The organism is Neobacillus niacini, assembly GCF_030817695.1.
Taxonomy (GTDB): domain Bacteria; phylum Bacillota; class Bacilli; order Bacillales; family Cytobacillaceae; genus Neobacillus; species Neobacillus niacini_F.
The window spans coordinates 139670-164479 of sequence record NZ_JAUSZQ010000007.1; the positions used below are offsets into that span (position 1 = coordinate 139670).

24 protein-coding genes and 2 pseudogenes are annotated in these 24810 nt (G+C 37.6%); 3 read left to right on the top strand and 23 right to left on the bottom strand.

Features of this window, described 5'->3' with window-relative positions; translation table 11 throughout:
• Positions 1 to 558: 558 nt before the first annotated feature.
• A complete protein-coding gene (locus QFZ28_RS29925; RefSeq protein ID WP_373428184.1) occupies positions 559 to 780 on the top strand; it encodes a Fic family protein in 222 nt (73 codons plus the stop codon).
• A 357-nt stretch (positions 781 to 1137) separates the two neighbouring features.
• Here the strand turns inward: QFZ28_RS29925 and QFZ28_RS28575 are convergent, their stop codons facing one another.
• From QFZ28_RS28575 to QFZ28_RS28605, 7 genes and pseudogenes are all read right to left on the bottom strand, one after another.
• Complete coding sequence (locus QFZ28_RS28575) at positions 1138 to 1281, bottom strand: FbpB family small basic protein (RefSeq protein WP_307197978.1); 144 nt, start codon at positions 1279 to 1281, stop codon at positions 1138 to 1140.
• A 266-nt stretch (positions 1282 to 1547) separates the two neighbouring features.
• Entirely contained in the window at positions 1548 to 1724 is a 177-nt protein-coding gene (locus QFZ28_RS28580) for a Spo0E family sporulation regulatory protein-aspartic acid phosphatase (protein WP_307197979.1), read from the bottom strand.
• Positions 1725 to 1893: 169 nt separating this feature from the next.
• Positions 1894 to 2352, bottom strand: a pseudogene (locus QFZ28_RS28585) (acyl-CoA dehydrogenase family protein); the annotation flags it as partial.
• Positions 2353 to 2423: 71 nt separating this feature from the next.
• The gene (locus tag QFZ28_RS28590) at positions 2424 to 2705 is read right to left on the bottom strand and encodes a hypothetical protein (protein ID WP_307197980.1); all 282 of its coding nucleotides are present in this window, start codon (positions 2703 to 2705) and stop codon (positions 2424 to 2426) included.
• 28 nt (positions 2706 to 2733) lie between these two features.
• Entirely contained in the window at positions 2734 to 3378 is a 645-nt protein-coding gene (locus QFZ28_RS28595; RefSeq protein WP_307198167.1) for a 3,4-dihydroxy-2-butanone-4-phosphate synthase, read from the bottom strand.
• Between the two features lie 7 nt (positions 3379 to 3385).
• A pseudogene (locus QFZ28_RS28600) lies at positions 3386 to 3736 on the bottom strand (hydroxymethylglutaryl-CoA lyase); the annotation flags it as partial.
• A 103-nt stretch (positions 3737 to 3839) separates the two neighbouring features.
• The gene (locus QFZ28_RS28605; protein WP_307197981.1) at positions 3840 to 3989 is read right to left on the bottom strand and encodes a hypothetical protein; all 150 of its coding nucleotides are present in this window, start codon (positions 3987 to 3989) and stop codon (positions 3840 to 3842) included.
• A 201-nt stretch (positions 3990 to 4190) separates the two neighbouring features.
• Between QFZ28_RS28605 and QFZ28_RS28610 the strand changes: the two genes are divergently transcribed.
• Complete coding sequence (locus QFZ28_RS28610) at positions 4191 to 4577, top strand: CBS domain-containing protein (RefSeq protein ID WP_307197982.1); 387 nt, start codon at positions 4191 to 4193, stop codon at positions 4575 to 4577.
• Positions 4578 to 5168: 591 nt separating this feature from the next.
• Here the strand turns inward: QFZ28_RS28610 and QFZ28_RS28615 are convergent.
• From QFZ28_RS28615 to QFZ28_RS28680, 15 genes are all read right to left on the bottom strand, one after another.
• Positions 5169 to 5516, bottom strand: coding sequence for a hypothetical protein (locus QFZ28_RS28615; RefSeq protein ID WP_307197983.1), 348 nt, complete (start codon positions 5514 to 5516; stop codon positions 5169 to 5171).
• A complete protein-coding gene (locus QFZ28_RS29930) occupies positions 5503 to 5649 on the bottom strand; it encodes an FbpB family small basic protein (protein ID WP_373428177.1) in 147 nt (48 codons plus the stop codon). The genes QFZ28_RS28615 and QFZ28_RS29930 overlap by 14 nt, the downstream gene beginning before the upstream one ends.
• 316 nt (positions 5650 to 5965) lie before the next feature.
• A complete protein-coding gene (locus tag QFZ28_RS28620) occupies positions 5966 to 7324 on the bottom strand; it encodes an MFS transporter (RefSeq protein ID WP_307197984.1) in 1359 nt (452 codons plus the stop codon).
• Positions 7325 to 7632: 308 nt separating this feature from the next.
• Positions 7633 to 8553: an NAD(P)H-dependent flavin oxidoreductase gene (locus tag QFZ28_RS28625; protein WP_307197985.1), complete on the bottom strand. Its 921-nt coding sequence runs from the start codon at positions 8551 to 8553 to the stop codon at positions 7633 to 7635.
• A gap of 47 nt (positions 8554 to 8600) precedes the next feature.
• Positions 8601 to 10163, bottom strand: coding sequence for a class I adenylate-forming enzyme family protein (locus QFZ28_RS28630; RefSeq protein ID WP_307197986.1), 1563 nt, complete (start codon positions 10161 to 10163; stop codon positions 8601 to 8603).
• A gap of 475 nt (positions 10164 to 10638) precedes the next feature.
• A complete protein-coding gene (locus tag QFZ28_RS28635) occupies positions 10639 to 11427 on the bottom strand; it encodes an enoyl-CoA hydratase/isomerase family protein (protein WP_307197987.1) in 789 nt (262 codons plus the stop codon).
• Positions 11428 to 11555: 128 nt separating this feature from the next.
• Complete coding sequence (locus tag QFZ28_RS28640; protein WP_307197988.1) at positions 11556 to 13106, bottom strand: class I adenylate-forming enzyme family protein; 1551 nt, start codon at positions 13104 to 13106, stop codon at positions 11556 to 11558.
• Between the two features lie 82 nt (positions 13107 to 13188).
• Positions 13189 to 14367 (bottom strand): lipid-transfer protein, encoded by a 1179-nt coding sequence (locus tag QFZ28_RS28645; protein WP_307197989.1) that lies wholly within the window; start codon positions 14365 to 14367, stop codon positions 13189 to 13191.
• Between the two features lie 144 nt (positions 14368 to 14511).
• Positions 14512 to 15282, bottom strand: a complete 771-nt coding sequence (locus QFZ28_RS28650) for a 3-hydroxyacyl-CoA dehydrogenase (protein ID WP_307197990.1) — start codon at positions 15280 to 15282, stop codon at positions 14512 to 14514.
• Positions 15283 to 15568: 286 nt separating this feature from the next.
• A complete protein-coding gene (locus tag QFZ28_RS28655) occupies positions 15569 to 17107 on the bottom strand; it encodes an acyl-CoA carboxylase subunit beta (RefSeq protein ID WP_307197991.1) in 1539 nt (512 codons plus the stop codon).
• Between the two features lie 37 nt (positions 17108 to 17144).
• Positions 17145 to 17939 carry an enoyl-CoA hydratase gene (locus QFZ28_RS28660; protein ID WP_307197992.1) on the bottom strand — a complete coding sequence of 265 codons (795 nt, stop codon included), beginning with the start codon at positions 17937 to 17939 and terminating at the stop codon, positions 17145 to 17147.
• Complete coding sequence (locus tag QFZ28_RS28665) at positions 17936 to 18853, bottom strand: hydroxymethylglutaryl-CoA lyase (RefSeq protein WP_307197993.1); 918 nt, start codon at positions 18851 to 18853, stop codon at positions 17936 to 17938. The genes QFZ28_RS28660 and QFZ28_RS28665 overlap by 4 nt, the downstream gene beginning before the upstream one ends.
• Positions 18854 to 18865: 12 nt before the next feature.
• Positions 18866 to 19078, bottom strand: coding sequence for an acetyl-CoA carboxylase biotin carboxyl carrier protein subunit (locus tag QFZ28_RS28670; RefSeq protein ID WP_307197994.1), 213 nt, complete (start codon positions 19076 to 19078; stop codon positions 18866 to 18868).
• Positions 19079 to 19091: 13 nt separating this feature from the next.
• Complete coding sequence (locus QFZ28_RS28675) at positions 19092 to 20450, bottom strand: acetyl-CoA carboxylase biotin carboxylase subunit (RefSeq protein ID WP_307197995.1); 1359 nt, start codon at positions 20448 to 20450, stop codon at positions 19092 to 19094.
• A 141-nt stretch (positions 20451 to 20591) separates the two neighbouring features.
• Entirely contained in the window at positions 20592 to 21332 is a 741-nt protein-coding gene (locus tag QFZ28_RS28680; protein WP_307197996.1) for an SDR family NAD(P)-dependent oxidoreductase, read from the bottom strand.
• Positions 21333 to 21841: 509 nt separating this feature from the next.
• On the opposite strand from QFZ28_RS28680, the gene QFZ28_RS28685 reads away from it, so the two are divergent.
• Positions 21842 to 23551: a sigma 54-interacting transcriptional regulator gene (locus QFZ28_RS28685; protein ID WP_307197997.1), complete on the top strand. Its 1710-nt coding sequence runs from the start codon at positions 21842 to 21844 to the stop codon at positions 23549 to 23551.
• A gap of 265 nt (positions 23552 to 23816) precedes the next feature.
• Here the strand turns inward: QFZ28_RS28685 and QFZ28_RS28690 are convergent, their stop codons facing one another.
• On the bottom strand, positions 23817 to 24776 hold the full coding sequence (locus QFZ28_RS28690) for an MBL fold metallo-hydrolase (RefSeq protein WP_307198168.1): 960 nt from the start codon (positions 24774 to 24776) through the stop codon (positions 23817 to 23819).
• Positions 24777 to 24810: the final 34 nt, after the last annotated feature.

The window sequence follows — 24810 nt, forward strand, 5'->3', positions numbered from 1 at the left end:
CCTTTTGCAAGTAGAACGAACAAGGAGCATCGGCAGGCGGTCAAGGGTTCTCTTAGCGTAAAAGTTTTTTATGTTGCAAAAAGCGTTCTTAATAAAAAAGTTTTATGCCCCTTGAACGTCTGACGCTCTGACTTAGCTTCAAACCGGGGTAGGGCGAAGCCTAGGAATCTGCCCCTGTTTGAAGGTTAGTCGGATTGTGTGATTGTACGATTCGGAAGGCAAAAGGGAAAAATTCCAATAAAAATAGCAGCCTGAAGGCTGCTTTCCATTGGTCTTAAGATTTTTAGGTTTAGGATTTTTATCTTTATAAGTCTTCGGCTCGTTCAGTATGGCGGCTTGCCGTAAATGGAACAGGAATCTACGGAATGTAGGTGTAAGCCGTACAGACCGTGGTTATCGGACCATTTAATGCTGGAGCGACACTTATAGAATGTCAGAAAGGCGTTTTTCCTTTCTTTACAGTCTGTTAGTACAGACGCCCGGAGTAGGGTTTCTATCTTTACAAATAGAACCTGCATTCTAAACACTTGAAATGAAACCAAGAGAAAATGAACTGTCATCGATTATTTAACGTATGAAGATATCATAGATGTACACGATTTAGCTTTAGAACGCTATGGTGGATTACAAGGCTTTGACATGGGTTGTATTAAAGCCAAAGTTGCTATGCCACAAAAGGGATTTGGAGATTTTGAATACTATCCAAGGTTGTTACAAAAAGCTGCTGTTTATATGTATTTTATTACTATAAATCATTCCATGTATTATACGAATAATTAAAATAAACAAAGTCTAAACTATTCGGACAAGAAGTCTAATCCAATTGCTGAAGATCTTAACATAAATGAATATCAATACTTCACCACTAGTTATTTAAACGGATATAGAATTATTGTCAGTAATGAAGAACTATTCAATAAATGTATAGAGATTGCTGATAATAAATCACGTCCAACGCTTGAAGATTTCGTGTGCTAACGCACGCGTTTTGTTGAAATAAATTAAGGGCATCCCACTTTATACCCCCCTAAAAATCCTCAAATTAGGTCTAGAAAACTTGACATGATTTCTCTTTGGCCATGTCGAATTTTCTAGGTGGATATATAGAGTATATAAAGCATAATAAAGCCAGCTTTGTTACACTGGCTTCGTCAACTCATGGCGTTTTTCTATACGCATTTCAATTTTTTCTAGTACTTCTTTATCATTAAGTAATTCTTGTTTATTCTCTTTTACTAGCTCTTCAAATGATTTTCTATACGTAAGATGATTCTTTAACATAATGAACGTCCTTCCTTTTTATTATATAAGTCCTACTTGATAACTCGACACTTCTACATTTAATTGAGACGAGTTCACAAACAGTTATTTAAATATCCAGTATCCGCTTAGGTCTAGAAACATTGGCATGGCTGCTCTTTGACCTTGTCGGAGTTTCTAGATGAATCTGACTTTATAATATGGTTATTATTTCAAATAGTTGGTTTTTATTGAAGTTCGATTTTAAAATATGTTAAACTATTATTTTATAAGACTAATTAATCTCATTATGAGCGGCGAATTACTTCCATTAATTGTTGCATCTTAAAAATTTTTTCATCTAATTTTCGGCTTATTTGAATAACATTCGGATCAGAATTTCCCATATTTTTTGCTAATTGGTACAATCTCTGACGATCTTTATTTATACTGTTCTTTAGGTCTAATGCACTTTTCAGAATCATTAGTTTTATCCTTTCATGTTAATTTGTAACATCCCTTAACTTTTATTTTATCTAAACTTGTAGATTCTCCACTATTTTTATAATTCTCAAGCCACAGGCCGCGCACAACGTTCTTTAGCAGACTTGAAGAATGGGATACAGATATGAACAATATCAAATCCCCGTTTTTTTTGGAGCCGTTCAGATTATACTCATTCCCTCCTTTGCGGGCAGTTGTTTTCATTCCGCCAGCATCGTAACCGGATCCAGGTTCCGGTAATACTTAAGCCCCGCTTTTTTCTCCTTGTGCCATCGGTTTTAAATATTTTTGTTTTTGTTCTTCTGTTCCAAATCTATAAACAGGCCATCCTGCTAAAGAGGTGTGTGCAGAGAGTGTGACACAGGTTTAAGCGCAAACACGAGAGATTTCTTCTATCGCTATACAGTACGAAACATAATCACTGCCGAAGCCGCCATGTTCTTCAGGCCATGGAATACCTGTTAAACGAGTTCGGCCATCTTTCGAAAAATCTCCCGGTCATAGCGTTCTTCTTCATCACGTTCTTCCGCTGTAGGTGCTACTTCTTTTTTGCAAAATCACGCACCATCTTTCGAATCATTCATGCTCTTCAGATAATTGAAAGTGCATCGTATCATACCCCCTTTGTAAAAAATTCTATTTTCCTTTTTTATTAATTTAGAGATATTGTCCCAATGAGTTTAGCCAATTTTCCCGGACAACGGGCGAATCACTGGAATGGGTGAAAAACTTAGATTTCCTTTTAATGTCTTAATCGATTCAAATCTGACAATCCCATCAACCTCTACCTTCTCCCCTATGCTAAAATCAGATAAACCGGCACATATCATTGGAATAAACTTAATCATTTCGCCATTAACTTTTAGCTTTTCTTCTAATTCAACAAATAAAATACTGGTTTTATTCTGTTTATAGTCATCTATATATGATCTTTTGTTATAAATTTTCCCTCTGATTCTCATGAGTTTTCCTCCAATTTAAACTGTTTGACTAAACTGCTTTTACTTGTTTCGAAGTTTTAATCATCAGATCTTTCAATTCATGCTCTAAGTCATTGAAAATTAATTCAAAAATCCTATGAGTACAAAAAGTATTAGAGGGTTCTTGCTCTCCACGAACGACCAAATGCTCATTGTTTTTGAACTGCCTTGCTACTTTAGAAAAAGATCTTTGAAAATTTGGCAGTTTACTCATTGAATCATATGGATTTTCATTTAGCCACTTTTTGGCACTCATCAATTTCGTTCTTACCTTTTCTAATTCTAATAGATTCAAACAAACTTCATAATCACGCCCCATTAATTCATATATATACATTCGAATGGAACAGCCATCAATCAGCATGTTTAGGGTATTTTTAGACGAGAGCAAACCGTCCATTATGAGTCTATATTTTAAAAGATCAGAAAGATAAACTACTGATAATTGCAGCCTATGAGCTAACTGTAATGCATAAGAAGTATCTCCCATCCTGCCCTCTTCATCCATAATGTCACACACTGTTACCATTCCATCATGTAAACCAAGTATTTTTGTACAATCAGTCGCCCCTTCAATGACAGATATACAATCATATAATCCTCTCTTATTTGATATAACCGGAAAAATGTGTCCTGGTTTCTTAAAACCTTCAATAGTACGTTATAGACTTATTAATATTGCTCATATTGTGTCCTTCGCTAGCAGACATAAAGACGCTAACTTCATCGACATCTGCTTCTAATGCTCGGTCAAGCCCTTTTATATTTGGAACAAGAGCAGCATAGGTGACACCCTTGTGTCGTTTAATCCCTCTCAATACTTCCGAAGCATCTGCAAGTTGGGGAATCCATTTCGGATGAACAAATGAACTCACTTCAATGTAGGAAATGCCTGTCTCTGAAAGAGAATTGATCCAAGCAATTTTATCCTCTGTGGAGACTTGTTCCTTTTCATTTTGCAGGCCATCCCTTGGACCCACTTCTTTAATTGTGACTCTTTTTGGAAGTTTCAATCATATAACCTCCTATTCAATCTCAACGAGCATCTTTATACTATACAATAATTACATAGACCGTAGTCACAAACTGAAGTCTCTAAACACATCAAATCAAAATTCAATTATCCATACAAAGGAAGCCTGCTGATGGAAAAGCGCCGTCCTGCTCCCACAGCTGGTAGTATGGTTCAATTTCTTTTCTAGCAAAAGCTTCAACAGACTTTTTTAATAACAAGATTTCTCCATGGATATCTTTTAATTGAATCATCTTAACCCCTCCATTATTCTTCACTCACCTATTATGTTGCAAAAACCATGCCAACAATTTTCTGCTGATTGACAAGGGAATGTATACAGTGTTGTTAATACTTGTTAATAGTTTGAGTGTAAATTGATAAGTTTAATTAACAGAAAATTTTTACTTTTATCAATAATTCGATATAAAGGATTTAAGTTTTGTAAGGGGGGAATGCATTTGTTAATCACAGATTATATGTCGACCAACTTTGTAAGCTGTACACTGGAAGAGACATTAGAAGACGTGACCGCGAAGTTTTTAAATACACCTTCTAAAATATTGCCAGTTGTGAATGAGGAAAATGTTTTAATAGGTATCGTTACACAAAATAAAATTTCTCGCCTGTTAGCAAGCAAAATATCATTCAAGACGAACATTAGGGATTTTTATATAGCTAATCCGATTTCTTTAAGTGAAATGGACTCTCGTTCATTTGGTTGGCTATATCTGCAGCACGATTCTATTGCACCGGACAAAATTATGATTATGATACTTTTATCAACTTTAAGTATACCCCTAGCCAACATCGATACTGTCTCAAATGGAAATTTGAAATAGACCCAAGAAACAATTTGGAAATCTCTCTTCATCATACTAGTCACGGTGCAATTTTCGACTATGTAAAGCTAAAACTGCTCGGCATTATCACTAGTGTTGCATTAATTTTATACAACTATTAAAATACTCAAAATGTTCACTTTTCCTGTTTTGTACAAAGAAAAAGTCCTTTATAATAGATAAGTCAGATGGTAACCCGTCCAAACCCACTAAAAAAGGACTATCGCATGGACAAGAGAAAAATTTTTTCATACAACCTTGAGAGACGGCGGGTGCATGAGGACTTTCAACTTTTTCCAATTGTGCAAAAAGTAATAATTTTAGGATTGACTCTGTCGTTCCCGTATAACTGCGTTTTCCCGTAGCCAACTTGAAATCATGGTAGATGATATTGCAAAAAAATGCCAATAAGTAGGAATTCAATTAGAAGAAACACATACTGTACACAGTTTAGAAAAACCTGAAAAAAAGACGAACTATTTATTTTCTTAAAAACCATCTTTATGAATTTCTAGTCCATTCATAATTGAACAGGGCGGAGTATGGTAAACCCACCCTATTCTAACTATACTGACATCTACTCTTCAAACTTTATTCTCTCGATGCACGGTCAAATGTAGCTGGGTTAGAAATTGGTGATATTTCTCCGTCTTTAGCCTGAGTAATCGTCTTACTAGTCAATCCAAAGTAGTTGCCCTTACCAAACTTCATGCTTGAATGAATGGAGTCTTCCCAGTTATCAAAAGGGTAGAATGACTGAAGAAAATTATCCCAAGTTAAATCATCACCATTCCTCTTAATCTCTTCGACTAATAGTTCAGCTGCACCCCAGCCTGTCATAGATGAACCAACTAGAGGATCATTCGGATAATCCTGACTGAATCGTTCAACAAAAACCTGCATTTGTGGTTGTCTGTTCTTTATTTCATCTTTTAGCATTATTTGCTTCGTTGATATACTTATTCTCTATCTTTTTCTCAATCTGTTCTAGTAGCTTTCTATCTTTTTCTAATTCTTTTATATTTTCTAATGTTAACTGATAAAGACTCTGTTTTCTCATAGATCTGGACATTAAATTTTTCCTACTCCTTTTTTTATCTTAAGCTATCAATTTATACTCTATTAAGACAGTTCAATTTGTTAAGAGTTCCACAGGGAAAAATGGCTCTTCTTCGTCATTTTCTCTGAAATTCGCAATTTCAGACCTTACATGGAAATGAACAACTTTATTAATTTTGTACTTTGACTTTATCCCAGTTATAAATAGAGTGGATTTAGTCATAAATTCTTTTTTGATTACAGCTCTTTAGAAAAAATTTTACATTTAGAGTTGGTAATATTTCATAATATTGCAATAATTGTGCAAATTAAAATTGAGCTATTTGTAGCTAGGATTTAACTGAAGTTGATTCAGGTATATTTCTTTTGGGTTCGGTATTTATAGCTGAATAACTATGTTTTTCTTGTACAAATATATATGCAAGAGCTACTATTATACCCGGAATGGCAAATATTAAAAAGTTTACTTGAAATGGTAAACTCATGGATATCAAGATTCCACCAACGGCCGGGCCTGCTATACCTCCAATCCTTCCGATTCCCAATGTCCACCCAATACCAGTGGAACGCATGGTGGGAGGATAAAATTGTGATATATAACCGTATGTGGTTAATTGAGTACCTGTCGTAGTAGCTCCTGCGAGGGCAATTAGTAGATAAAGGATGTAAATATTTCCACCTAAGCCCAATAAAATAAAGGACAATGCTCCCACAATACCGAAAATAATTACTACTTTTCTACCACTCCATCGATCAGATATCCACCCTCCAACAATAGTGCCTATAATAGCTCCAAAGTTTAATACCAATAAAAACATTAAACTGGAGTTAAGTGCATACCCTGCTTCAGTCATTAATTTAGGAAGCCATGTATTTAGTCCGTAAATCATTAATAAGCACATTGCAGAAGCAATCCAAAACATAATTGTACTTAAAGATCTCCTATCGGAAAATAGTCTCATCATTGGTATTTCTGATTTCTTTGGAACTATTATTTCATACTGGTCTTCTTCTTGAGATTTAAATTCCGGATTAACTTTTTTCAAAAGGTAACTAATTTTATCCTTTTGATTTTTTGCTAAATAAAAGCTTGGCGAATCCGGAAGATATTTATATAAAAATGGAATTGAAAGGACAGGAAGTGCACCCACTAAAAACATCACTTTCCAGCCAAATTCAGGAATCAAAACAATGGCTATCCCTGCTGATATTACTCCTCCTAAACAATAACCGCTTGTCATGATAGATATGAATGTACTACGGACCTTTTTTGGAGAATATTCTGCTGTGAGAGCAATGAGAACCGGAACTACTCCACCCATCCCAATTCCGGCAATAAAACGGTAAATGCCAAACATAGTGGGATTATTTACAAAACACACTAAACCTGTAAATATAGAATATAATGCAGTACAAAATATGATAACATTTTTCCAGCCAAACTTATCTGCTACTGGACTAACAAATAACATTCCAAACATAATACCGAACATTGTGTAACTCCCAATTACTCCTGCTTGAAGCGCTGTAATAGACCATTCCTCCATCAGTATAGGAACTACTGATCCGTATACTACAATATCATAACCATCAAATATTATTATAAAAGAACACCAAAATAACACACCCAAATGAAAGCGATTAACTTTACTTTCATCAATTATTTTACCAACATCTATTGTACGCATTTACATGTCCCCTTTATACTCAATTATTACTTTGGCTTATACCTAAAATGAAAATGCTTTTAACTCCCCGATACTTTGATAGAATCTTTGATGTATACCTATTTTCGCCTATAAAATCGAAAACGCATTCATTATTTTCTGCAATCATGGCACTCAAACTTTTTTCCATCCAGCTTCGGCTATTACCGTTTTGCAAACAGACTCATCGTACCTCTTGATACTCCTAAAAGACTCTCGGAATTAGTTTTTCCTGAAAGCTCTAGTCTTTTGGCTAGTTCCTTATATTTTTTCACCTTCCTTCTCGTGGGTTAAAGACGGTTGTAATCCAGCTCTCCGATAATTTCCTTTGCACCACTGATAAGATCCTCAATTATGTCATATACACTTCTAATATTTTCTATTAAGCCCACTCCTTGACCACAACTTAATAACTCACTGTTTCTGGAAGATATTAAAAACTTGATTTCATTTCGGTCTGCACCATTATTTATTAATCTATCTATCTCATAATACAAATTATTCTTTAATAATCTAATTCCTAAAACTCCCTTTGCAGCAATGGCAGTATCCGCAGCTCCTGAGTTAAGCAACATTTCTTTATATAAACTACTTGCCTTTTGAGCTTCCTTACTTGTTAAAAAAACAGTTCCAAGACTGACTCCTGAAGCTCCAAGAATAAAAGAGGATAAATAACCTCGTGCATCTCCGATCCCACCCGCTGCTATCACAGGTATATTTACTGAATCGACCACTTGTGGGATAAGAGCTATCGTCCCAATTTCATATGGTGAGGCTGCTCCGCCTGATTCAAACCCTTCTGCAATTACCGCATCAACACCTACATCCTCTGCTTTTTTAGCTTGTTTAGGGCTAGGTACAACATGTATTACTATGCATCCTGCTGCCTTCAATCGTTCTGTATATAATTGACAATCTCCTGCTGCAGTAATGATTACTTTTACCCTTTCTTTAATTACCGTCTCTACTAGTTCTTCAGTGTGATCAAAAAGAAGGGGGATATTTACTGCAAAAGGTTTATCCGTTAATTCTCGAATTCTTTTTATTTGTTCTGATAAAGACTTGCTCGTCTCCATAGCACCCGCTATTGTCCCAAGCCCACCAGCATTAGATACTGCTGCTGCCAATACTGCATCAGAAATTCCAGCCATACCGGCCAAAAGTATAGGATGCTTAATCCCCAAAAGTGTGCCTATATTTTTTGTTCTCATACCCACCATCCTTTTCTTTAAAGTAATTATCTTAAAATATTATTAATCTAATTACTTAGTACTTTAGTGCTGTGTTCTGGGGATAATGGTCTGTTAACAAGATCATCCTTCAATAGTTTCCCAGTAAAATTGTAAGGAATAGCTTCAATAAATTCTACCCAACTTGGTCGTTTGAAATTTGCTATTCGTCCTGTACACCAATCGTAAACATCTTTTGGTGTTAATGTGTTACCTGGCTTTAAGACTACAAATGCTTTAACAGCCTCTCCCCAGTTCGAATCTGGTACTCCTACAACTGCAGCCTCCTGAATTGCAGGATGTTCCCTAAGACAAGACTCAACCTCTTTAGGATAAACATTCAATCCACCTGGTTTTATAAGATATTTCTTTCTGTCAACCATATACAGATAGCCGTCTTCATCTTCCCTACAAATATCCCCGGTATGATGCCAACCATTTTTAAATGTTTCTTCTGTAGCAGCGTTATTATTCCAGTACCCTTGCATGATTGATGGTCCTCTAAGAACGAGTTCACCTTTTTCACCTAAATTCACTTCATTGTCATCTTCATCAACGAGCTTCCATTCAAAATTTGCAACTGGCTTTCCACAGGAAGTTGGACGTTCAAGTTGTTCTTCTAGGCCAATTGAAGAAATAACATCACCAGCTTCGGACTGAGCATAGATCCCAAGAAAGTCGCATTTTAGGATATCCGTTATTCCTCGAATGACTTCCATAGAATCTAGTGCTGCAGGAGCAACTATGAATTTTAATGAAGAGATCTCAAATGGCGATTGTTTTTGAAAATTAATTATTTCCGTTGTTAATGGTGGAGCTATTAGTGTACTGGTACAATGATGACGTTTTATATTTTCTACTATTAAAGGTATCTCTGTCTTCTTCAAAAGGACATTAGTAGCTCCCATTTGAAAATATGCAAAGAAAAACCCAAGGTCCCCAACATGATAAAATGGCAACGCATTCAACCAACAGTCACTAGCTTCTATACCACATCTCATTGTTATATTATAATTACTTGCTAAAAATGCTCCATGACTTATCATACATCCTTTTGGCTTTCCTGTTGTTCCACTCGTGTAACAAATCATCAAGGTATCTTTTGAATTTATATCATATTGATTTACTGGTTCATCCTTAGTTGAGACTGATAGTAATGAATGATAATCTACCAAATTTAACTCTGGATTATTTTCAGTTGTTATGATTATATTCTCCATTAAGTTCCTCGCTTCTGGCTCAAGCAATGTTAGAGTATCACTGTCAGCAAAAACAACTTTTGCTCCAGAATCAGATAAAATAAAGGTGACATCTTGAGGAAGTATTCGTAAATTAATTGGAACTACAATCGCACCCAACTTAGCAGCAGCAAAGTAAACTTCAGCCAGTTCAAATGAATTTGGAAGTAATGTCGCAATTCTTGTACCTTTCGCTATACCTATACTTTTTAGGGCGTTAGCAAGTTGATTAACACGATGATTAAATTCCTTAAATGTTACAAAGCGATCATCCATAATCAAAGCTTTACTGTTTGCATAAAGTTTTGCATTCCGAAGTGGTAAACTGCCAATATTAAAATTATGAACCAACATTAACAACTCCTTTTTAATTTACTCGACTTTCGCACATAGAAAGACCCATGATCCCTTGATATAACTTGTTAAAGAATCAAACCATTAATAACTTTCTATCTATAACTAATGCAAATTCCATGCCAAGTGTTGAATGCTAAATAATAAAGCGATTTTCATCAAAGTGTAAAGTATTGTTAACGGAAGGGTTGTAAATTGTAAAATTATTAACAATTTCCTGTTAACTCTTTCGATTCTTTTTTTATGGCTCTGTACCCGTATCTGAAAAACAATATAATCGTAGTGAATATTGCCTCAAAAAGGTTCCTCTAGCAAATGCGTTGATCAATTGGATCAAGTACAAGCCAAAAAAACAGGCGTCGCTTTTGAGGAAGTGCGCGAGCAAATAGAAAGCTCCATTCCTATGCCACTGGAAAGAGAGACGGGTTACCTATCACCCATCCCTCTTTCTCTACTAACAGATCGAAACTTTTCATTAATACCCTTTGAATTCAGGCTCTCTCTTATCTGAAAAAGCACCTAAGCCTTCCCGGAAATCATGTGATTGTGTATGATTTTTTAGAGCCAACAGTTCTTGTCTTAGCGCAGTGTCTAGTGATTGATCTAAGCCATCGGTCACTAGTCGCTTGATTTCTTTTAAGACAAGTGGACTTTTTGCTGATATTTTAACTGCTATTTTCTGTACAGCTTCTTCAAGTTCTTCAGCAGGAACGACATCATGTACAAATCCATAATCTTTCCATACCTCAGCAGGCAGCATGTCTCCAGTAAGTAATAGATATTTGGCGCGATTAATCCCTATTTCTCTAGGTAATCTGACAGCACCGCCTCCTCCAGGAAGAACACCAAAGTTGGCATGACCGTCTCCTATTTTTACCTTATCAGAAGCTACAACGACATCTGCTGTCATCGCAATTTCTAAGCCCCCAGCAACTGTGACACCGTTTAGTGCTACGATAAGCGGTTTGGATAATTGATTTAATTTAGTAAATAGTTCTTCCGCGCAGTCTAATAAGCTTTTTTGTCCATTCGGGCCTTTATCTAAATCTTCTAGGAGTTCTTTTAAATCAGCACCAGCACAGAATGCTTTACCTTTTCCAGATAATACAACTACCCGAATTTCATCATTTTGTTCAATCTCTTTTAGCACTTCAAGTAACTCTGTTATTAGTTTTTTTGATAAAGAGTTCAGCTCTTTTGGTCGATTTAAATAAATCCAAGCAGATTGCTGCATTTTTTCATAGATAATTTCTTCATATTTCATTTTGTATATCCCCTTATTATTGTTTTTTAACTAATAATGCAGACATTTCAGCTTTTAAAACTTGAATTCCATCATTTTTGTACGTAGTAAGTAATATTGTCACTTCTCCAGACTTCCTTTTAGATGAATTAGGCAATTGATGGATCATATGTCTTTCTAAGCTGGTATTTTAGTAGTTTCCCAGATGTGTTTCTCGGCAGACTATCTACAAATATTACTTTTTTTGGCGCTTTATAGCTTGCTAAGTTTTCTTTAACAAATGCGATCAATGCTTCTTCCGTTAGAAGGGAATCAGCATCTGTGGCCACAATTGCAGTCACCACCTCGCCCCATTTAGCATCTGGCGTTCCGATAACTGCTGCTTCGAGGACTTCAGGATGTGCAGATAATGTATTTTCAACTTCGATTGAATAAACATTTTCCCCACCACTAATAATCATATCTTTATTGCGATCGACTAATTGAATATAGCCATCTCCATCTCTTACAGCCAAATCCCCTGAGTACACATACCCATCTATAATTGTATTAGCTGTTGCTTCTGGATTCTTATAATATTCCTTCAGTTGAGAAGGTACCTTCATAATAATTTCGCCGACTTCCCCTACTTCAACTGATTTCCCTTCTGGATTAACAATATCGAATAATGTAAACATCGTGGTACCTTTTCCTGACTTTCCAATACCAGCGTGTTCTTTATGATCTTCTGGATAAAGCATTAATGCTGCTGGACCCGTTTCCGTTTGACCACATAAACTATAAAATTTATTGGTTCCAAAAAAGTCAATAGCCCTACTTACATCGCTCCCTGACATAGGAGCTGCACCGTAAATCATCTTTTCAATAGATGTAAAATCGAAATCATCTTCTTTAGATACTTGAAGAAAAGCTTTATACATTGTAGGTACACCCAATACTGCCGTAATATTATACTTAGAGATATCCTTTAGTATTAACTTCGGATTAAACTCTCGATAAATAACACCAAACCCTCCAACATAGAATTGAGGGAGTAGGCATACAGCCAGCTGTGCAGCATGGAAAAATGGAGCGAAATGCAGCCATCTCTCCTTTGGGTGATACCCTAGAGACGCAATGTATTGTATAACGACAGATCTTACGGCTTTATGATCAAATAGTGCTCCCTTTGGGTTACCAGTTGTACCTGAGGTATACAACATATGACAATGATCTGTCCCTAAAATCTTCGTGCCAGGATTTTGCGTGTTTGTGGAAAGTATGTCTTGATAAGATTTGAATGCTTTATTCGTCGTTTCAGGTACAGAAATTAAGTTTTTAACCGCTTTATTCTGGTCGACAGCCTTCAAGATTTCTTTTTCAAATTCTGCCTCTATAATCACATGTTTCGAATCTGAATTGTCAATAATGTACGAAAGCTCATTAGCTAACAGCCTAAAATTAATTGGTACAATAACTGCACCGATCTTTGCAAGCGCAAAATAGGTGATAGCAAAGTAATCGGAGTTTTTCATCAGCATTGCTGCATGGTCACCTTTCTTAACCCCATGTTCCAGTAATCCATTCGCTAACCTGTTAACGCTCTCATTAAATTGGAGATAATTGTATTGTCGATTTTCGTAAAGCAAAGCTTCATGTAATGGCTGCTTTTCCGCATTAATTTCTAACGCTTCTACAATATTCATAGTTTTACTCTCCATCGTATTTAGATTATTTTTTAAACAGCGGGGAAAACCCCGCTTCCACTTCTTAGCTGAGATAGCGGCTCCGACCCATGTCCCATTATACAGTTTGATACATCGTTACCACACAAGCGCCACCAATTCCTAAGTTATGCTGCAGTGCAACCTTTGCGCCCTCAACCTGTCGATTACCTGCTTCTCCGCGGAGATGCCAAACGAGCTCCGTACATTGCGCCAGTCCTGTTGCTCCGAGCGGGTGTCCTTTAGACATCAGGCCTCCGGAAGGATTGACGACAAATTTACCACCATAAGTATTATCCCGATCATTGATGAACTTCTCTGCTTCACCTTCCGCGCACAACCCTAAAGCCTCATAACTAATAACTTCATTCGGTGTAAAGCAGTCATGCAATTCCACTACATCAACATCTTCTGGACCAATGCCTGCTTTTTCGTAGACTTCTTTCGCTGCTTTTTCTGCCATTTTTTGGCCAACTAGATGCATGGCATTTTCCTTCGTGTCGGGTTGGTCCGTTGTCATCGATTGTGCAGTTATTTTCACAGCGTTTTGTATGTTATGTTTTTTTGCAAAGTCATGACTACAAACTATTACCGCCGATGCACCACAGGTTGGTGGACATGCCATTAATCTTCTCAATCCTGAATACACATCTGGCGATTGCATGACTTCATCAAGTGTAATTTCATTTGTAAACAAGGAGTAAGGATTGTTGACTGCATGCTGTCTCGATTTAACGGCAACTTTTCCAAATATATCTGGATTTGCTCCATATTTTTTTAGGTACTCTAATCTTGCTGCACCAAATACCTTTAAAGCAAATGGGGCATCTGGCAATTCAGGATTTAATACGTCAAATTGATCGTTAACCCATTGAAAAGGTGACGTTCGATCAAACCAATGCTCACCTAATGCCCCTGGTTTCATTTCTTCAAATCCAAATGCCAGCACGCATTCAGCAGCACCAGATTCTACTGCTTGACGCGCTAAATAGAGCGCTGTTGAACCTGAAGAACAATTATTATTCACATTGATAATTGGAATTCCAGTCATTCCAACCCGATATAATGCGGTTTGACCACATGTACTATCTCCATATACATAACTCGCATAAGCCTGGTCGACATCTGAATAACTGATGCCCGCATCTTTTAACGCGTCGGTAATTGCCTTCGATGCCATAATTTCATACGGCTCATTTCTCCCCGGCTTTTCAAACTTGACCATACTCACACCAATAACGTTTGCATTACTTTTCATTTCATTACCTCCCATTATTCTAAACATATTGTCAAATCTTTTATAAGAAATAGGCTATAAAATGCCTTGATAGTGGCTTTTTAAGCAAGAACCTAAACACCTATTGAATTTTCATAGAACTTACGAAACTACCATTCTAAAGCTTTATCTTGGGGACATCCGAATGCCACCATCAAGACGGATAACTTCCCCATTTAAATATTCATGTTCCATCATAAATGTTGCAAGATCTGCGAATTCACTCGGTTTTCCTAAGCGCTTTGGAAACTCAACACTTTCAGATAGTTTCTCTATTACTTTTTCCGGTAAAGTTTCAGCCAATGGTGTCATAAATAAACCAGGTGCAATCGTATTTACTCGGATCCCAAACTCTGATAAATCTCGTGACACTGGCAGCGTCATTCCTGTAACACCAGCCTTACTTGCCCCGTATCCTGCTTGTCCCATCTGACCATCAAATGCTGCAACAGAGGCTGTGTTAATAATGACTCCCCTTTCACCAGAATCTGTAACTGGCTTATTATCTTTCATTACATTTGCAGCTAAGCGCAAGACATTAAATGTACCAACTAGATTAATATCGATAATTTGTTTGTATTTTTCTAATGGCAATATGCCGTTCCTACCAATTGTTTTACCTGGCGTCCCCACACCAGCACAATTTACACAAATATGAATCGTGCCAAAGGATTCGACAGCTAAATCAATTCCCTTTTGCACAGATTCCTCGTCCGTCACGTTCACTTTTTGATAACGAACACTCTCACCTAATTTCTCGACAACGCTTTGACCTTTTTCATCATTTAAATCAAAAATGACAACCTTCGCTCCTTTTTCTACTAGCATTTCAACAGTTGCAAGTCCCAATCCCGATGCTCCACCTGTAACTACCGCTACTTTCTCTCGTAAATCCATGTTTCCCATCTCCTTTTAAAATTTTATTAACCAAAGAGTCCTTTTTTGGTCAGTTCTGCTATTTTTTCATCATTCCATCATGCTTCCTTTCATAACTTTCTATCTATACCTAATGCAAATTCCATGCCAAGTGTTGAATGCTATAAAATATAGCGTTTTTTCCTCAATATATAAAGTATTGATTAAAGAGGGTTGTAAACTGTAAAGTTATTTACAATTTTTCTGTTAACTCTTTCGATTCTTTTTGTTATCGATTGCTCGTTCTAAAGCTTTAAGATCTAAAATGTTAAACAGGATATACGCCATGCTTCCTATCTGTAAATACTAAATATTTTGACATATAGATTTCTAAACGTGCTGCTAGTTCATCACGTAAATGATTGGGTTCAACTACGTCATCAATGATTAATTCCGAAGCGAGTCGGTAGATATCGATGTCTTCACGATATTCTTCGCGTTTTTGTTCAATGAATGATGCACGTTCTTCTTCCGGTAATTCTGCAATTTTATTAGCATAGACGGCGTTTACAGCTGCTTCCGGCCCCATCACGGCAATGGATGCGGTTGGAAGTGCGATACAGCAATCTGGTTCAAAAGCTGGACCGGCCATTGCATATAACCCTGCACCATATGCTTTTCGGACGATGACGGTCATTTTTGGAACCGTTGCTTCACTCATCGCAGAAATCATTTTTGCCCCGTGGCGGATGATTCCTGCTTTCTCTACATGTGTTCCAATCATAAATCCAGGGACATCAGCCAGGAATAATAGTGGAATATGGAACGCATCACATAGGTTAATAAATTTAGCCGCTTTATCTGCACTATCATGGAATAGTACGCCGCCCTTTACTCTCGGCTGATTGGCAATGATTCCAATTGGCTGGCCATCAATCCGCGCAAGTGTTGTAATCAGTTCTGGTGCAAATAATTTCTTTATTTCACAAACAGATCCTTCGTCTACTAAGCGGTCGATCAATTGACGCATGTCAAATGGAGCATTCTGGTTTTTTGGAATAATTTCTTCAATAGATTTTTCAAATGTGGCTGGTGCAATGGGCTTTACTTTAACAGGCTTTTCAGTATAGTTATTTGGGAAATATGTTAAGTAGTTTCGGGCAAAGGCAATTGCTTCTTCTTCTGTTTTTGCTAAAACATCTCCACAACCGGAAACAGAACAATGCATTCTTGCTCCGCCCATTTGTTCAAGCGTCACTTTTTCACCAATGACCGCTTCAGCCATTCTTGGCGAACCTAAATACATCGACGCATTTCCTTCAACCATGACAACAATGTCACAAAAAGCAGGGATATAAGCTCCTCCAGCTGCTGATGGACCAAATAAAAGACAAATCTGTGGAACCTTTCCAGACATTTTCACTTGATTATAGAAAATTCCGCCAGCACCTCTTCGGCCTGGGAACATATCTAATTGATCTGTAATCCGTGCACCAGCTGAATCAACAAGGTAAAGCATTGGGCATCTCAACTTTTCAGCTGTTTCTTGAATACGAATTATTTTCTCAACAGTTCGTTTTCCCCAGGAACCTGCTTTTACCGTGGAATCGTTGGCCATCACACAAACTATGCGGCCATGGATTTTCCCAACTCCTGTCACAACGCCATCTGCTGGAAGATCACCAGCGAGTACATTCGCAAACATTCCATCCTCTGCTTGAAGGCCATTGTCAAATAACAATTTCAAGCGATCACGAACAAATAATTTTCCTTGGTCTAGGTTTTTTTTATGATTTTTTTCGTGGCCGCCTTTTAGGACTGACTCTTTTTTTAATTGGTATTCTGATTTGATAACTGTTTCGTTCATTAAAGTTCCTCCTTCATCTCATGTAGAGCCCAAATTATTACTGACCTTTATACTCTGGTGATCGTTTCTCGGCAAAAGCTTTTAATCCTTCCAACCGGTCTTCCGTAGAAATTAAGGCATCATATGCGAGTTCTTCGATTTTCAATCCGGTCGCTAAGTCCACTTGTATTCCTTGGTTGATTGCTATCTTCGCTTGTTTTAATGCCAGCGGTCCATTTTTAGCCATGGCACTTGCTAGTCCTAACGCTTTTTGTAGTAATTCTGAACGGGGAACCGCATATTCTAGAATGCCGATTGAAACTGCTTCCTCTACATTCAAGCGTTTTGCTGTGTATATCAGTTCCTTTGCTTTTCCAAGACCGATTAAACGAGGCAGCCGCTGCGTCCCTCCTGCTCCTGGTATGATTGCGAGGGAAGTTTCAGTAAGCCCTACTTTTGCTTCGGTCGCACCGACTCGTAAATCACAACCAAGCGCAAGCTCCAGCCCGCCGCCAAAAGCTACACCATTGATGGCAGCGATCGTCGGCTGTGGCAGATCTTCAACAGCTTTTACTACTGAACCTATATTGCGGACAGCCTGCTTAACTTGGGCATCACACATGCCCTTTCGTTCTTTTAAGTCAGCACCAGCACAAAAGGCTTTTTCACCAGAACCCGTGATAATCACTACTCGGACATCATCATCAACTTTTAGATCGAAGAGGACTTGACGAAAGTCCGAAAGCATTTGTTTTGAAAAAGCATTGGCTGCTTCTGGACGGTTCAGCGTAACAATTGCAATTCCATCACTTCGCTTTTCCACTTGAACAGTTTTCACGATCGTTTCATTCATGACATCTGCTCCTTTCCTTGAGCACGTAAAATCTCCATTTGACGGCTGTTCAGTTTTTTTCCTAAGGCAGCTTCAATAAATTGTGCCGATTTTACAAGAGTCTCAAGATTTATATCTGTTTCGATGCCCAGCTCTTTAAGCATGTATAACAAATCATCTGTCGCGACATTACCCGAGGCTCCTTTTGCATATGGACAGCCGCCCAGTCCTCCCAAAGCACTATCGAAAGTGGTAATCCCCATTTCTACAGATTTCATAATATTCGCAAGCGCCGTGCCTCTCGTATCATGAAAATGCATGGCAAGTTGATCGACATTGAAATGCGGGAGTATTTCTTCCAGCAATCTCTCTACTTGATTTGGAACCGCCACACCAATTGTTTCTCCAAGCGAAAGTTCATCAATGCCCATGGAAAACAAGCGTTCAGCTACTTTTCTAACCTGGGCTGGTGAGACAGCGCCATCATACGGACATGCAATGACTGTCGAAACATACCCCCTCACCGTTTTCCCAGCTAATTTTGCCTCTTTCACCACTTCTTCAAGGACAGGGTATGTATCTGTTATAGACTTATTAATATTGCTCATATTGTGTCCTTCGCTAGCAGACATAAAGACGCTGACTTCATCGACATCTGCTTCTAATGCTCGGTCAAGCCCTTTTATATTTGGAACAAGGGCAGCATAGGTGACGCCCTTGTGTCGTTTAATCCCTCTCAATACTTCCGAAGCATCTGCAAGTTGGGGAATCCATTTCGGATGAACAAATGAACTCACTTCAATGTAGGAAATGCCTGTCTCTGAAAGAGAATTGATCCAAGCAATTTTATCCTCTGTGGAGACTTGTTCCTTTTCATTTTGCAGGCCATCCCTTGGACCAACTTCTTTAATTGTGACTCTTTTTGGAAGTTTCAATCGTATAACCTCCTATTCAATCTCAACGAGCATCTCTGCATCGTTAACAAAGTCTCCCTCTAGAATATAAACTTTCTTCACTACACCATCTTGCTCAGCAGCGATTGGAATTTCCATTTTCATAGATTCAAGAATGACAACATCCTGACCTTCCTTTACTGTGTCACCTTCTGAAACCAATACTTTCCACACATTTCCTGCCATACTTGCTACAACTGTCGTCATTCTAATTTCCTCCCTATTTCGCAGTCGTCTCTAGTGGTAAATAATATTCATTTATGAAATTTGTTGTCGTGTACCCCGATAAAAATTGCTCATGTGAAACCGTTGCAATGAGCATCGGAATATTTGTTTTAATTCCTTCAATCTTATAGTTTTCTAAAGCAGCTTTGATTCGCTCACAAGCTTCGGCCCTTGTTTCTCCCCAAGCAATCAACTTACCGATCATCGGGTCATAAAATGACGTCACCTGTGATCCAGCCTCTATGGCGCATTCATTACGAATGCCTTCTCCCGTTGGAAGTTCAAATGTGGTAATTTTTCCTGGTGAAGGGAAAAACGTTTTAGGATCCTCAGCGTAAATTCGTACTTCAATGGCATGGCCTTTTCTTTTTACATCTTCCCTACGAATGGCCAAAGCTTCACCACTAGCCACTTTTAATTGCTGTTCGACAAGATCCAATCCAGTAATTTCCTCTGTGACAGGGTGTTCTACTTGTAATCTCGTATTCATTTCTAAAAAGAAGAAGTTTTGTTCACAATCTACTAAAAACTCAATTGTTCCTGCATTGGTGTAACCAATATGCTTAGCGGCCTTGACTGCGGCGTCGAGCATTTTTGTCCGCGTTTCCTCAGTAATAAATGGTGACGGTGCTTCTTCTACGACCTTTTGGTTGCGGCGCTGAACTGAACATTCACGCTCCCAAAGTGGAATAACATTTCCATGTGAATCAGCTAGAATTTGCACTTCAATATGGTGTGGTTCTTCAATATATTTTTCAAGGAACATCGCTCCATCACCAAAGAAAGATTCTGCACGGCGTTTATTCCCAGCAAACGCTTTGATTAGTTCTTCCTCTGAGTGAACGAGTTGCATACCGATTCCGCCCCCGCCTGCAGAGGCTTTTAACATCAGTGGATAGCCAATTTTTTCAGCAGCCATAGTTGCTTCTTCTTCACTTTCAAGTGACGTATTGATTCCTTCAATAATTGGAACGCCCGCTTCTTTCATTGTTTTGCGCGCTTCAATTTTACTGCCCATCGAGGCAATGATTTCTGGAGAAGGTCCAATAAAAACTAGCCCTTGTTCCTTACATTTTCTTGCAAAATCAGCATTTTCAGATAACAAACCGTATCCGGGATGAATCGCTTCTGCCCCGCTTTCTTTTGCCACACGAATGATTTCGTCAGCTTTCAAATAACTTTGATTGACAGGAGGCTTTCCAATACAATACGCTTCCGTGGCTTCACGAACATAAAGTGACTCTGCATCTGCTTCTGAATATACTGCGACAGAATCAATGTTTAACTTTTGACAAGTGTAAATAATCCTTAAAGCAATTTCACCACGATTAGCAATCAAAATTTTAGAAAACAATAGTTCCGCTCCTTTCGGAAAATCAATAGGTTATAGCTTACTTATCTGTAACTGTAGGTTCCCTTTTTTGAATAAACGCTTTAACGCTTTCTACTCTAATCTTAACTTGACGCTCCACTCGATGAACTATGGGCGAACACACTACCTTAAATTAAGACCTTGTGTCATTCCCCCATCAACATCTAAAACTGTCCCAGTTATATAACTTGATGCATCAGAAGCAAAAAACAATACAGTATTTGCAATATCCTGTTGTTTCCCAATTCTACCTAATGGAACTTTTTTAAGCATCCTTTCTTTTATTTTAGGATCCATGGAATGTAATAATGGAGTGTCAATTGTTCCAGGAGCGACGCAATTTACTGTGATATAAGGTGCAAGTTCTAATGAAGCAGTCTTAGTTAAACTTACTACACCAGCTTTGGAGGCTGAATAATTTGCTTGACCAAAATTACCTTTATAAGCTATGGATGAAAGGTTTACAACTTTGCCATATTTATTTTCTATCATATATGGGGCTACAGTTTGTAAAACAAAAAATAACCCCTTTAAATTTACGTTCATTACCGTATCCCAATCTTCCTCGGACATATTTACAAGTCTAACATCTCTAAAAATTCCAGCATTATTAACCAATATGTCGATTTTCCCATATTCCTTAATGACCTCTTTTACACCATGTTCAATTTGCTCTTTACTAGTGATATCTACAGCCATTGCTAGTCCTTGTATCTTCTTATTAGCCATTTCTTCCTTTACTCTATCTACTTCCAAATCAAAAATGACTACTTGTGCACCTTTTTCCGAAAACTTCTCAACACAAGCCCATCCTATTCCACGCGCTCCACCTGTAATAATTGCTACTTTATTTTTTAATTCCAAAATATATACCCCTCTCGATTTACTCTTATTCTAGAAAAGTTTTACAACATATTAACTGAATTCGCTTAATCATACAAATTATCAGGAAACTCGAATATTCCTATTAATTACTTTATTTAAATTTATACTATACAATAATTATATAAACCGTAGTCACAAACTGAAGTCTCTAAACACAACTTAATTAATGTTTATTAATAGAAGGTTTTATTGTATAAATTAACCCCCTCCAAATAAAACGTATTGTCAAACTTTTTTTATAACAAGATTTAACCCTGGATATCTTTTAATTGAATCATCTTACCCCCTCCATTTATTATTCACTCACCCATATATGTTGCAAGAACCATGCCAACTATTTTCGGCTGATTGACAAGGGAAAGTATACAGTGTGTTGTTAATACTTGTTAACAGTTGAGTGTAAATTGATAAGTTTAATTAACAGAAAATTTTTACTTTTATCAATAATTTGATATAATGGATTTAAGTTTTGTAAGGGGGGAATGCATTTGTTAATCACAGATTATATGTCGACCAACTTTGTAAGCTGTACAATGGAAGAGACATTAGAAGACGTGACCGCGAAGTTTTTAAATACACCTTCTAAAATATTGCCAGTTGTGAATGAGGAAAATGTTTTAATAGGTATCGTTACACAAAATAAAATTTTTCGCCTGTTAGCAAGCAAAATATCATTCAAGACGAACATTAGGGATTTTTATATAGCTAATCCGATATTCTTAAGTGAAATGGACTCTCGAGAAGAAGCAAGAATTTATTTATTGAAACATAATGTTGGACATGCTCCTGTAATCAATAAGGAAAGAAATCCTATTGGCTTGCTTTCAACCCAGGAACTTTTGGATTCCTATAATATCGTCCATAATCAATTAACATCCCTTATCGATTTTGCCTATGACGCTATGATTCTTGTAAATAAAAATGCGGAAATAACAATGGTTAATAACAGTTTCTCCGATTTATTTCAGCTAAGCAGTAAGGAAGTTTTGTTTAAATCTACTTCAGATTTATTCCCTGAATTAGAAATCGAAAATATTATGAAACATGGTACAAGCATTAGCAACATTCCACAAATTATAGGTGGCCAGCAATGCCTCATTTCTATCAAGTTGGTTAGGGAAAACGGTGTAGTAAATAGTGCGATTTGTAAAATCTCTTTCCGCGGATTAAAAAATCTACAAGAAGCACTTACAAAGGTAAAAAGATTAGAAGAGCAAGTTTCTGCCTATAAAGATGAAATCCATAACAGCAAAGGAACGAAATATACGTTACATGATATTGCTGGAGAATCAAAGGTCATCCGGAAGGTTAAAGATGATGCCATGCTAGCATCGAAAAGTCTTTCTACTGTTTTGATCACCGGGGAAACTGGTACGGGAAAAGAGTTGTTCGCTCAAGGAATCCACGCCGCTTCTAATCAAGCAGGAAGGTTTGTAGAAATAAATTGTGCTGCAATTCCGTCAGAACTTCTAGAATCGGAGCTTTTTGGCTATGCAGGCGGCGCTTTTACAGGAGCAAAACCCGGCGGGATGAAAGGAAAATTTGAACTTGCACAAAATGGCACAATTTTCTTAGATGAAATTGGTGATATGCCGCTCCCGCTACAAGCAAAATTGCTACGCGTATTACAGGAAAAAGAATTTCGACCAATTGGGAGTCCAAAAACGATTCACTTAAATACGAAAATAATTGCAGCAACCCATCAAAATATAAGAAAATTAATCCAGGATGGCAAATTTAGAGAAGATTTATTCTATCGTCTAAATATTATGACCTTAACCATTCCTCCATTGCGCCAAAGGATGGAAGATGTACCAGATATTATTAATCATATCATTGAGCAGCTGAATCAAGATGGCTTTTATATTCGAGGTGTGACACATTCTGCTCTGACAAAATTAATGAGCCATTCATGGCCAGGTAACGTGAGGGAGTTACACAATGTTTTGGAGCGAGCGGCTAATTTGAAGACTGGGGATTATATTGATGTGGATGACCTTTCTTCTATTCCGGATAATAGTGAAGGAATATCCACTGAGAATACTTATAATTATCAGGAAAGAATTAATATGACCGAAAAAGAAACAATTGTATCTGCTTTGAAAGAGGCGCAGGGGAATAAAACAAGGGCTAGTAAGTTACTAGGTATTAGTAGGCCGTGGCTTTATAAGAAGATGAAGGAGTATGGGGTGAATTAGGTCAGGTGGGATGATGAACTGCGCCTTGAAAGTAGACAGTGAAAAACAAGAAACGATTTGGAAATCTCTTCAACATACTAGTCACGGTGCAATTTTTGACTATGTAAAGCTAAAACTGCTCAGCATTATCAGCTAAGCAGTTGACATTTTTTTCTATTGATTCCAATGAGCATATCATAAATCGGATCCTCTATATCAAAAAAGTAGAGGCTTACTCCAACGCAATCCACACAACTTTGATGGTTAATTATTCTTCAATCTTACTTTACAAAGAATAATATAAAACCCCATTTCTTTGCTTGACCTCCAGCTGATTAAGGATCTGCAGCAAGTCGATATGTCCTAATGTCTCCGATAGGGTTAGCGACAGCTCTTTTTGATAAACATGGGGGAATAATAAGGTTGTTAATTCGTAAGCCGTCTTAGCTCCGTCCTTCAGCAGGCTGCGCAGCGTGTCCGTTCGCATCCAATTTTTCTGCAGCCTCTCCAGAATCAGTTTCCGATGATTGGTTATTGATTCGCCATGACCGGAGAAAATAATATCGATCTCCATGTCAGCACACATTTCCAATGCCGTACGATACTGGACCAAGGTGAGCGGTCGGTTGCGGGACTGATCTAAAGGTGGTTCAATTAACGCATTGGATGAAATATTCTTGATAATGTGATCGCCTGCGATCAATACACGATCATTAGATCGATATAAGGAAATTTGACTTTGCGAATGACCTGGTGTAAACAATACTTGCCAATCTGGAAGATGGGGAAGTGTCTTTCCATGCTTTAAACATTCATCAATGCGGCTTCGCTCTGTAAATGACATCGTCCGACGATGGAATTTATCAATAATAATGAGGGATTCCTTCGGAACTCCACATTGATGATAAAGCTCATAAAAAAAACGAGCATGAAAATCCATGAATTCATCATTTAATTCCACATAAGGAACAGCTTGAAAATGCGCGAAAGTTGATGCTCCAGAAGCTTGCCGAACACGTTCAAGCAAGCCGGAATGGTCAGCATGATGGTGAGTCAGCACCACTTGCCTAATGTCTTTTACTTCATACCCAATATTCCTGATTCCCTGATTTAGTATTTCCCATGCCTCCTCAGTTAGAGGTCCCGTATCAACAAGTGTAAGATGGTCCCCTTCAAGTAAGTATACGTTTACCGGCCCTACAGAAAAAGGCGTTGGTATCTGGATCTGGTATATTCCTTGAGCCATTTCTTTTGGTTTTACTAACCCTGCCAATATTATA

Bases quoted from the DNA above. Each gene is read 5' to 3' on its own strand.
- QFZ28_RS28575 (WP_307197978.1), bottom strand. From the start codon at position 1,281: ATGTTAAAGAATCATCTTACGTATAGAAAATCATTTGAAGAGCTAGTA.
- QFZ28_RS28580 (WP_307197979.1), bottom strand. From the start codon at position 1,724: ATGATTCTGAAAAGTGCATTAGACCTAAAGAACAGTATAAATAAAGAT.
- QFZ28_RS28590 (WP_307197980.1), bottom strand. From the start codon at position 2,705: ATGAGAATCAGAGGGAAAATTTATAACAAAAGATCATATATAGATGAC.
- QFZ28_RS28605 (WP_307197981.1), bottom strand. From the start codon at position 3,989: ATGATTCAATTAAAAGATATCCATGGAGAAATCTTGTTATTAAAAAAG.
- QFZ28_RS28610 (WP_307197982.1), top strand. From the start codon at position 4,191: ATGCATTTGTTAATCACAGATTATATGTCGACCAACTTTGTAAGCTGT.
- QFZ28_RS28615 (WP_307197983.1), bottom strand. From the start codon at position 5,516: ATGCTAAAAGATGAAATAAAGAACAGACAACCACAAATGCAGGTTTTT.
- QFZ28_RS29930 (WP_373428177.1), bottom strand. From the start codon at position 5,649: ATGTCCAGATCTATGAGAAAACAGAGTCTTTATCAGTTAACATTAGAA.
- QFZ28_RS28620 (WP_307197984.1), bottom strand. From the start codon at position 7,324: ATGCGTACAATAGATGTTGGTAAAATAATTGATGAAAGTAAAGTTAAT.
- QFZ28_RS28625 (WP_307197985.1), bottom strand. From the start codon at position 8,553: ATGAGAACAAAAAATATAGGCACACTTTTGGGGATTAAGCATCCTATA.
- QFZ28_RS28630 (WP_307197986.1), bottom strand. From the start codon at position 10,163: ATGTTGGTTCATAATTTTAATATTGGCAGTTTACCACTTCGGAATGCA.
- QFZ28_RS28635 (WP_307197987.1), bottom strand. From the start codon at position 11,427: ATGAAATATGAAGAAATTATCTATGAAAAAATGCAGCAATCTGCTTGG.
- QFZ28_RS28640 (WP_307197988.1), bottom strand. From the start codon at position 13,106: ATGGAGAGTAAAACTATGAATATTGTAGAAGCGTTAGAAATTAATGCG.
- QFZ28_RS28645 (WP_307197989.1), bottom strand. From the start codon at position 14,367: ATGAAAAGTAATGCAAACGTTATTGGTGTGAGTATGGTCAAGTTTGAA.
- QFZ28_RS28650 (WP_307197990.1), bottom strand. From the start codon at position 15,282: ATGGATTTACGAGAGAAAGTAGCGGTAGTTACAGGTGGAGCATCGGGA.
- QFZ28_RS28655 (WP_307197991.1), bottom strand. From the start codon at position 17,107: ATGAACGAAACAGTTATCAAATCAGAATACCAATTAAAAAAAGAGTCA.
- QFZ28_RS28660 (WP_307197992.1), bottom strand. From the start codon at position 17,939: ATGAATGAAACGATCGTGAAAACTGTTCAAGTGGAAAAGCGAAGTGAT.
- QFZ28_RS28670 (WP_307197994.1), bottom strand. From the start codon at position 19,078: ATGACGACAGTTGTAGCAAGTATGGCAGGAAATGTGTGGAAAGTATTG.
- QFZ28_RS28690 (WP_307198168.1), bottom strand. From the start codon at position 24,776: ATGGCTCAAGGAATATACCAGATCCAGATACCAACGCCTTTTTCTGTA.